Origin of the sequence: Sphingobacterium suaedae, assembly GCF_042684625.1 — a bacterium.
GTDB classification, from domain to species: domain Bacteria; phylum Bacteroidota; class Bacteroidia; order Sphingobacteriales; family Sphingobacteriaceae; genus Sphingobacterium; species Sphingobacterium suaedae.
Window position 1 is genome coordinate 1,422,899 of sequence record NZ_JBHULR010000003.1, and the last position, 9,315, is coordinate 1,432,213.

The following is a 9,315-nucleotide window of genomic DNA, read 5'->3' on the forward strand; positions in this document are numbered from 1 at the left end:
TGGATCGATACTTTTTGTATCCTAACACCTTACTATGTTAAAAACGTTTGTAAATAGGCCGGTTCTTGCTACGGTCGTGTCGCTTATTTTAGTCATTTTGGGGTGGGTCGGACTGATGACCCTACCTATTAGTAGATTTCCCGAGATTGCCCCCCCAAGTGTAGTGGTTTCACTCAGTTATCCAGGAGCTAATTCGGAAACGGTTGCTGAAAGTGTATTGCTTCCCATTGAGGAAGCCATCAACGGCGTTGAAGACATGACCTATATAAAATCTACGGCGACAAACTCTGGATCAGGATCCGTGCAAGTATTCTTTAAAACAGGAACCAATCCCGATATTGCATCTGTTAATGTGCAGACACGGATTTCAAAAGCAGTGAGTACGATCCCTTCTGAGGTTAATGAAAACGGAATTACGGTACAACCTCGACAAAGTGGCGCGATCATGACCATCAATGTATTTTCCGACCACAAAGATTCGGTGTATGACGAAACTTTTCTGCAAGCCTATGCGCAGATTAACATGATTCGTCCCCTGCTCCGCGTAGACGGAGTAGCACAGGTTTCCCGCATTGGAGCGCGTGATTATTCGATGCGCGTTTGGTTAAATCCAGAAAAACTGGCGGTATACAATCTAGTTCCACAAGACGTAATAAAATCGCTAAACGATCAAAATTTCGAAATAGCTCCCGGGAAATTCGGTGAAACATCAGATGAAGTCTTCGAAACGGTAATCAAACATAAAGGACGTTTTTCTAAGCCAGAAGAGTTCGAAAATATGGTGATAAAAACTAACAAAGACGGCTCCGTATTATATTTAAAAGATATTGCCCGTATAGAATTTGGTGCAACCAACTTAGGAAGTGACAACAAAGTGAACGGACATCCAGGACTTACCCTAAATATCACTCAAACCAGTGGTTCTAACGCACACGCCATCGACCTTCAAGTTCGAAAAGTCTTGGATGAGATTTCGAAGACTTTTCCTGAAGGCATACACTACGAAATCTCCTATAGCGTGCGCGACCAGATTGATAAATCTATAAGTCAGGTAAAGCATACGTTGTGTGAGGCTTTTATCTTGGTGTTTATTATCGTATTTATTTTCTTGCAGGATTTTAGGTCGACACTAATACCCGCCATTGCCATCCCCGTATCCCTAATAGGCACGTTTTTCTTCCTAAGTCTGTTTGGTTTTTCTTTAAATGTGCTGACCATGTTCGCCCTCGTCTTAGCTATCGGAATCGTTGTTGACGACGCCATTGTGGTAGTCGAAGCCATCCATCAGAAAATGCATGATACTGGGTTAAAGCCTCGTGCTGCGACATTAGAGACCATGTCCGAGATCACGGGCGCTATTCTTTCCATTACAATGGTTATGGCTGCAGTCTTTTTGCCGGTTGGTTTTATGGAAGGGCCGGCTGGAATCTTTTATCGGCAATTCGCCTATACGTTGGCTACTGCAATTTTGATATCTGCTTTAAATGCACTGACGTTGAGTCCGGCCTTATGTGCACTTCTTCTGAAGCCCGTCAAACATAATGAAGATTCAGAATCGCTACACATCAAGACGACAACATTTGTGCAATACAAAAAACGATTCTTCACGGCCTTTAATACATCATTTGATAAACTTACGGGGAAATATATCATTGCGGTGAAATACCTCATCGCGCATAAGACGATTGCTTGGTGTGGTTTGGCGCTAGTCACGGTTATCGGTATTTTTTTGCTGATAAAGACGCCCAAAAGCTTTATACCGACGGAGGACGACAGTTTCGTTACATATTCCTTGGCAATGCCTCCAGGTGCTTCATTATCACGGACGACCGCAGTGCTCCGCAAAGCAGATAGCATTTTAAAGAAGCGAGACGACATCGCCGGAATGACCACCGTTTCCGGTTTTAATGCGCTTGATGGAGGATCTAGCCCGGCCTTTGCCGCAGGATATATCAACCTTAAACCACACAAAGAACGTTCAGCAATTCAGTCCATAGAGGCATTTATGGATACGATCCGTCAAGATCTATCCCAGATCAATGAAGCAACCTTTAGAGTGTTCCCTCGACCTACTGTGCAGGGATTTGGTGACTTCGCTGGTGTAGAACTTATCTTGCAAGATCGACTAGGAGGGGACATTCGGGATTTTGATCTCGTTGCAGATTCCTTCATTAGTCAGATCAACACCTTGCCTCAAATTGCAAATGCTTACACTTCTTTTAAGTCCAATTTCCCCCAATACGAAGCCGATATCGACGTCGTAAAAGCAAAAAGTTTGGGTGTAGATATCAAAGATATGATGAATACGATCCGTATGTATTTTGCACGGGTCAATGCGGGCGATTTTAACCGATTTGGACGTACATATCGCGTTTATATGCAATCTGATTTTGATCACCGGACGGATCCCGAGTCGTTAAATTCTATCTTCGTACGAAATAAAGATGGCGTCATGGTACCCGTAGGTACATTAATGACCCTAAAAAAAGTCGTGGGTCCAGAAACAATCGCACGATACAATCTGTACAATTCAATTGCCGTGAATGCGACACCAGCAAATGGATATAGTACGGGAGATGCCATGGCCGCGATAGAGCAGATCGCAGATCAAAAATTGCCAGGTAATTATGGCTATGAGTGGACGGGCATGTCCTATGAAGAAAGCAAATCTGGAACACAGACCATTCTTATTTTTGGATTAAGCTTGCTTTTCGTTTACTTTCTATTATCGGCTCAATACGAAAGTTATATCCTTCCATGGGCTGTACTTTTGTCGGTTCCGGTAGGCCTTATCGGTGTATTTGCGACGGTATTGCTTGTTGGTCTACAAAATAATATTTACGTCCAGGTAGGACTCATCATGCTTATAGGCCTGTTGGCCAAAAACGCCATCCTAATCGTTGAATTTGCAGTCCAGCAACGCGACAGAGGCATGAGTATTTATAATGCCGCGATCGTAGGTGCTAAATTGCGTTTACGTCCCATCCTAATGACTTCGCTCGCCTTTGTTGCGGGACTAGTTCCGCTCATGTGGAGTGTTGGTCCTTCCGCTATTGGTAACCATTCCATAAGCTTTAGCGCTGCAGGTGGGATGCTATCCGGTGTCATTTTTGGAATATTCATTATCCCCGTGCTTTTTATCGTATTTAAAACACTGGACGAAAAAATGAAGAAAAACTTTAAATCTGAAGACTAAAGTATGAAACATAGGAAATTAAAACATCTGTTATATGTAGCCATATCTATTTTAGCGTTGTCGGCGTGTAAGATAGGTAACAGATATACTCAGCCCACTTTGAACCTTCCTGCCAACTTTAGGGGCGATACGGCAAGCTATCAAGCCGATACCCTTATTTTTGGTAATGTATCTTGGCGTATTTTTTTTAGCGACCCTCAACTAATCGCTCTGATTGACAGCGGACTATCGAATAATTACGACATACGTACGGCATTGACAAACATTGAAATTGCCAACCGTAACTTACGCCAAAATAAACTCGAATATTTACCTGTGATCGAAGGAAATCTAGCAACAGTCAACAAACAATACCGTTCTAATGACTTTTATGGTTCACCTTCTTCCAAATGGTACAGCGAAAAAGGTACAGAAGCTCCTGCTAAATTCTTCAATTACCAGTCACAATTTGCTACCGGGGTGGAATTCGGCTGGGAGTTGGATGTTTGGGGGAGATTAGCGAATCAAAAAGATCAACTAAAAGCGGAATTTCTGGATTCATATGCAGGCAAACATGCCGTCCAGACATTACTGGTATCAGATATTGCCAAAGGCTACTTCAATTTAATTATGCTTGACGCACAGATTGAAGTAGCGAAACGTAACCTGCAACTTAACGACAGTACGCTGCGTATGATCCAATTGCAATTCGATGCTGGTGAGATAACGGCATTGGCTATACAACAAACAGAGTCACAACGCCTCATTGCTGCTTCGCTAATCCCAGAATTAGAAAAAGACATCGCTATTCAAGAAAATGCCCTAAGCGTTTTAATTGGTCAAATGCCTAAAAATGTTGACCGAAAAATAAAGACAGACAGCCTTCTGAACGTTGCAAACGATATCACCTTGGGTTCGCCAATGGACATTATCCGAAATCGACCCGATATTAAACAAGCCGAGTATTCTTTAATCACGGCTAATGCAAAGATGAACATCCGACAGATTATGCGTTATCCTCAGCTTTCACTGAGTGGTGTCTTTGGCGTAAATGCTATGCTTCCAAAGAATTGGTTCAATATACCGGGTGCGCTGCTTGGCGGTATTGCCGGACAACTAACGGCACCAATCTTTCGAAACGGCCGACTGAAAAATGACTATGAAGTTGCCAAACTCGAACGAGAGAAAGCAGAACTCGCATTTCAAAAAACGGTTATGGAGGCTGTTACGGAGGTCTCAAACACAATTATTACCGTAGAAAAACAACGAGAACAACTAAAACTTGCACGAAAGCGGGTAGAAAACTCAGAACTCGCGGTGAAGAATGCGTCACTATTGTTTAAGGGCGGATTTGCGAGTTATTTAGAAGTAATAACTGCCCAAAGCAATGCTTTGTCCAGTGAGTTAGCCTTGGTCGATATTCGCCAAAAGCAACTCGAAGCATATGTTGACTTGTATAGATCGCTGGGCGGGGGCTGGGAAAATTAAACGCCTGCCGATTAACTATCGGCAGGTCACTTAGACGCAGTTCATTGCTCCATTCACGTGTAAGAGAGGACTCAAATATGGGATGTCCCAATTGGCGCCTATTAAAAGAAACCAAATACACATAATCATATATAAAATAGGCATTACGCGTGCAAATTTGGTTTTTATCCAAGATTTAGAAACGCTTCCCATAATGGAGAACAAGAGCAGAAGCGGCAACGTCCCCAAACCCGAAAAAGGTCATAAATAAAAAAGCTATTACGTTCATAATCGACGATTATGACAGAGGCAAGAGCCATGTAAATCATGCCACAAGGCAATACACCATTTAACACCCCCACAATGAATGCTCCCCCAGGTCTATTCAGCCAATTCCCCATGTAACGGACGAGCGGACGTACAGCATTCGTTTGAAACGATCAGTACGCCGCTTTTCTTTCCCGATAGATAAATGCTTCCTAAAGCTAGCAGCAGCCGTCCGGTTACTATACGGCCCGCCCGTCTCCACCCCTGTATCACCGCCAAATTTCCCAAGGCAACCAAAACGATTCCAAGCCCTACACCCAATAAAAAAGAGGTTTCCTGCCGAAAACCTCTTTTTAATATTTAGTCGAATAAATGCTTACAATAAATTTTGCTCGTTTATATTCTGAAACTTATCATCCAATTTTGCGTAGCGCTTGTATCCATGTTTATTTGGATTCTCGATCACCTGTTTCACTGAAACAAGTTTGTATACATATGAACCTGTTTCTCTATTTAAGCGCAGTTTATAATAGTCATCAGTGCCTTGTCTTCGGATGGTGGCTTTTAAGCTCCCACCTCCTACGTTATAAGCCGCTGCCACCAACGTCCAATCACTAAACTGTGCGTATAGACTCTTTAAATAACGAGCGGCCGCATGTGTAGACTTAACAAGATCCTTACGTTCATCTACTCCTCCGCCAACTTTAAGACCATATAGACGTGCGGTAGCTGGCATAAATTGCCAATAGCCACCAGCTCCTTTGTGCGAAGTAATACTTGGGTTCATATCGCTTTCAATTAGCGGTATGTACTTAAAATCTTCGGGAATACCATAAGATTTCAGAATCGAAGCAATCTTAGGAAGATGTTTAGCCGCTTTTTTATGCAAATCATACGATTGTTGCTTTCTGAAGGAAAAATTTGCTAAGTATTTTTCAAACTTAGTCTCCACATTGGGGTTTTGCAGAGGCATTCGCTTATTAGCGAATTTGATGGAGCTGTAGTAAGCTTCCTTTTGTCTTTCCGGCGATAATGCTATCGCTCTTTTCTTTCGTTCGACCTGTTCCAACATGGCCTTTCTAATAGGATCCTTCTTGGAAGTCGAGTGTGCGCTTGAGTATAGTTTTGACAATAACATAACGGACAAAACAATACTACTACATAGTACTTTTTTTCTTATCATTCAATCCCTTACTGCTACCTATCCACGAATCGGTATCTAAAAAAGATAGCGAAACGATCAACAATAGCTTGGTACAATTTTCAGCCGACAAATATACAAAGTATTTATTTATCTTCCAAATAGTTACCAAAGGCCGTCGGAGCTTAGAACCTAAAAAACAGCATTGGTTATTATTAAATATAGATTCTAAGGACTTACATTTTTTTTCTTGAAACCAAATAAAAGTCGTACCTTTGTAACTTAATTCCGAAAAATATGCCATTCAATAATAAAAGGAACAGTCGCGACGACAACTCCAAAAAAAAAGGTAGAAGCAACTCCGAAAGCTTCGGATCAAAGAGTGGTCGTCATTCATCATCAACGAATAGAAGTGAAAAATTTAGTGCCGATCGTTCAGAAAAGAGATCTACCGACAAACCGTTTGGTAAGTTCGGCAAAAAAGAAAATAAAAATACTGATCGTTCATTTAATAGATTTGACAACAAAGAGGGCGAGCGTCCATTTGGCAAATTTGAAAAGACAGATAGACGCGTCGTGGGAGATCGTCCGTTTAAAAAATTCGACGATAACGATCGAAAAGCAACCGGACGTACATTTGACAAAGACAGACGTGATGATCGCTCAAGAAAATCTTCAAGTGATTCCAATCGTTTTGATAAACCAAGCCGATTGTTTAAAAAGTATAACCAAGAGGACGTAAATACTGGGGGAAAAACTTTTCACCCACGCAAGAAAATTGCAACAGCAGAACCAAAAGACGATGGTTTAATCCGTTTGAACCGATATATATCGAATGCGGGTATTTGCTCACGGCGTAAGGCAGACGAACTCATTGGGTCAGGTGTTGTATCGGTAAATGGGGTCATTGTGACGGAATTAGGCACGAAAGTAGATCCAGCAACAGATGAAATTCGATACAACGGCGAGCGACTGAAACGAGAGAAAATGGTCTATGTGTTATTAAACAAACCTAAGGATTATATCACCACGACAGATGACCCACAGGAACGACGTACAGTCATGCATCTCGTGGCAAAAGCGACGAAGGAACGTATTTACCCAGTCGGACGGTTGGATAGGAACACAACGGGATTGCTTTTATTGACCAACGATGGAAACCTAGCCGAGAAGCTCTCCCACCCACGTAATAATATCAGTAAGATCTACAACGTAGAGTTAAGCAAGAACCTGACACAAGGCGATTTTAATAAAATACAATTTGGAATAGAATTAGAGGATGGTTTAATCAAACCCGATGATCTTAGCTATGTTCAGGGCGCAAGTAAACGCGAGGTCGGTATTCAAATACATTCGGGTAAAAACCGTATCGTACGGCGTATATTCGAATCATTGGGCTATGAGGTGATTAAGCTTGACCGTGTCGTCTACGCCAATCTAACAAAGAAGGATTTGCCTCGGGGCAGATGGAGGTATTTAGAGGAACGAGAACTCATTCAGCTCAAACATTTTATTAAATAATACGTAGAAGGTGCTCGCATAAAGCACCTTTTTTATAAGCTCTTTTTTCGCAACATATACAATATTTCGTACTTTTACGCTATATAATTCGTAACATATGACAGATCCCAAAACGTTAACTTCCGTAGCCGAATTTCACCGAACATTTCAACATCCCATTTTAGATTCTCCGAGTATTCCGTCCGAGACGCGGTGTAATCTTCGGGTATCACTTATTGCGGAGGAATTAAAAGAACTTCAAGATGCCATCGATAACAAGGACCTAGTGGAAATTGCAGATGCGCTATGCGACATCCAATATGTTCTTTCGGGTGCGGTGTTGGAATTTGGACTAAAAGATAAATTTAATGCTCTTTTTGAAGAAGTACAGCGCTCGAACATGAGCAAGGCGTGCAAGACAGAAGACGAAGCGAAAGCTACCCAAGCACATTACCTTTCAAGAGGCGTAAATTCCTACTATAAAGAAGTAGATGGTTTGTTCCTGGTATTTAGAGAGGGTGATCATAAAACATTGAAATCGATAAACTATTCTCCTGCTGACCTCAGAAGTATCCTTGAAAAATAAAAGAGAAGGATTATCTTCTCTTTTATTTAGCCTGAATATAAACTCCCTTGTTTAACCCCTCTAGCTTCTAACCCTTTATCAATATACGTCTGAATTTTTGATTTGGGAAAACCCCAATTCGGGGCGATCAGCAATTCTCGATCTGCAATACCAAAAATCCGCTGTAAAATAAGATCGGGACGTAACAATGGGATAAACTTCGCTAAAAAATCCGTGTATTCTTCTATCGTAAATAACTTAAAAGGTTCTCGTTTATACTTGACGCCCATAATAGAACCTTCAACGATATGAAGATGGTGAAGTTTGACAAATCTAATTGCCGGATATCGATTGATCTCATCTGCATAGCGCAACATCATCTCTTCGCTCTCCCACGGAAAACCAAAAATAGTATGTACACACAGATCAAGTTTGGTATTTCGCAGCATGTGCATAGCAGATGTGAATTCATCATGCGAACATCCGCGGTTTATACGCTCCAACGTCTCATTGTAAATGGACTCCATCCCCATCTCCAGATCTACATCGAAACGGTCAGTATATGATTCCAACAATGCTATTTTTTCAAAATCGATACAGTCTGGCCGCGTTCCAACCGATAGTCCCAACGTATTTTCCGAATCAATTGACAAGGCTTCATCGTACATCATTTGAAGCAAGTGTGCAGGGGCATATGTATTAGTATTAGGTTGGAAATAGATTATGAACTTCTCCGCTCCATAAGAACTCCGCGCGCGTTCAATACCATTCTCTACCTGTTCCCGTATTGACGGAATCTTTCGAGCGCTATCCGGCGTAAAGGAATCCACGTTACAATATGTACAACCACCATACCCCTTACTTCCATCGCGGTTCGGACACGTAAAATTCCCATCTACGATGACTTTAAATACTTTCTGTCCGTCGTATTTCCTTTTTAAATAAGCGCCGTAGTGATTGTACGGCTTAATTCCATTATCCAGTAGTGTACTCATTTCGTTTGCAAAGATAAGAAATAGTAATGAGGACTGATATTTACATAGAAAACAAAGTTTTCTATGGCTGATGCTGTTGTGTTCGTTATCCAGGAAAAGAAAAGAGCCCCTCCAGTTTCCTGAAGGGGCTCTTGCTATAAAATTAGGCACCGACCTACTCTCCCACCTGTTACGGCAATACCATCGGCTCTGGCGGGCTTGACTT

At 41.8% G+C, this 9,315-nt stretch carries 6 protein-coding genes and 1 pseudogene; 4 read left to right on the forward strand and 3 right to left on the reverse strand.

The genetic code is table 11. The features are described from left to right. Positions 1 to 34 precede the first annotated feature (34 nt). Both ACFSR5_RS09760 and ACFSR5_RS09765 read left to right on the forward strand, forming a co-directional pair. Positions 35 to 3,196: an efflux RND transporter permease subunit gene (locus tag ACFSR5_RS09760; RefSeq protein ID WP_380903151.1), complete on the forward strand. Its 3,162-nt coding sequence runs from the start codon at positions 35 to 37 to the stop codon at positions 3,194 to 3,196. 3 nt (positions 3,197 to 3,199) lie between these two features. Further along, positions 3,200 to 4,663, forward strand: coding sequence for an efflux transporter outer membrane subunit (locus tag ACFSR5_RS09765; protein ID WP_380903153.1), 1,464 nt, complete (start codon positions 3,200 to 3,202; stop codon positions 4,661 to 4,663). A gap of 164 nt (positions 4,664 to 4,827) precedes the next feature. On the opposite strand, the pseudogene ACFSR5_RS09770 reads toward ACFSR5_RS09765, so the two are convergent. Both ACFSR5_RS09770 and ACFSR5_RS09775 read right to left on the reverse strand, forming a co-directional pair. Continuing rightward, positions 4,828 to 5,052 (reverse strand): annotated as a pseudogene (locus ACFSR5_RS09770) (urease accessory protein UreH domain-containing protein); the annotation flags it as partial. Between the two features lie 233 nt (positions 5,053 to 5,285). After that, a complete protein-coding gene (locus ACFSR5_RS09775; protein ID WP_380903155.1) occupies positions 5,286 to 5,981 on the reverse strand; it encodes a lytic transglycosylase domain-containing protein in 696 nt (231 codons plus the stop codon). Positions 5,982 to 6,347: 366 nt separating this feature from the next. Here ACFSR5_RS09775 and ACFSR5_RS09780 point away from each other — a divergent pair, with 366 nt between their 5' ends. Both ACFSR5_RS09780 and ACFSR5_RS09785 read left to right on the forward strand, forming a co-directional pair. Continuing rightward, positions 6,348 to 7,571, forward strand: a complete 1,224-nt coding sequence (locus tag ACFSR5_RS09780) for a pseudouridine synthase (RefSeq protein ID WP_380903157.1) — start codon at positions 6,348 to 6,350, stop codon at positions 7,569 to 7,571. 97 nt (positions 7,572 to 7,668) lie between these two features. Continuing rightward, positions 7,669 to 8,136 carry a pyrophosphohydrolase domain-containing protein gene (locus ACFSR5_RS09785; RefSeq protein WP_380903159.1) on the forward strand — a complete coding sequence of 156 codons (468 nt, stop codon included), beginning with the start codon at positions 7,669 to 7,671 and terminating at the stop codon, positions 8,134 to 8,136. 26 nt (positions 8,137 to 8,162) lie between these two features. Here the strand turns inward: ACFSR5_RS09785 and ACFSR5_RS09790 are convergent, their stop codons facing one another. Next, positions 8,163 to 9,110, reverse strand: coding sequence for a TIGR01212 family radical SAM protein (locus tag ACFSR5_RS09790; RefSeq protein ID WP_380903161.1), 948 nt, complete (start codon positions 9,108 to 9,110; stop codon positions 8,163 to 8,165). Positions 9,111 to 9,315: the final 205 nt, after the last annotated feature.

What these genes read in the sequence shown, in the direction of transcription:
- ACFSR5_RS09760 (WP_380903151.1), top strand. Translation starts at nt 35, where the DNA reads ATGTTAAAAACGTTTGTAAATAGGCCGGTTCTTGCTACGGTCGTGTCG.
- ACFSR5_RS09765 (WP_380903153.1), top strand. Translation starts at nt 3,200, where the DNA reads ATGAAACATAGGAAATTAAAACATCTGTTATATGTAGCCATATCTATT.
- ACFSR5_RS09775 (WP_380903155.1), bottom strand. Translation starts at nt 5,981, where the DNA reads ATGTTGGAACAGGTCGAACGAAAGAAAAGAGCGATAGCATTATCGCCG.
- ACFSR5_RS09780 (WP_380903157.1), top strand. Translation starts at nt 6,348, where the DNA reads ATGCCATTCAATAATAAAAGGAACAGTCGCGACGACAACTCCAAAAAA.
- ACFSR5_RS09785 (WP_380903159.1), top strand. Translation starts at nt 7,669, where the DNA reads ATGACAGATCCCAAAACGTTAACTTCCGTAGCCGAATTTCACCGAACA.
- ACFSR5_RS09790 (WP_380903161.1), bottom strand. Translation starts at nt 9,110, where the DNA reads ATGAGTACACTACTGGATAATGGAATTAAGCCGTACAATCACTACGGC.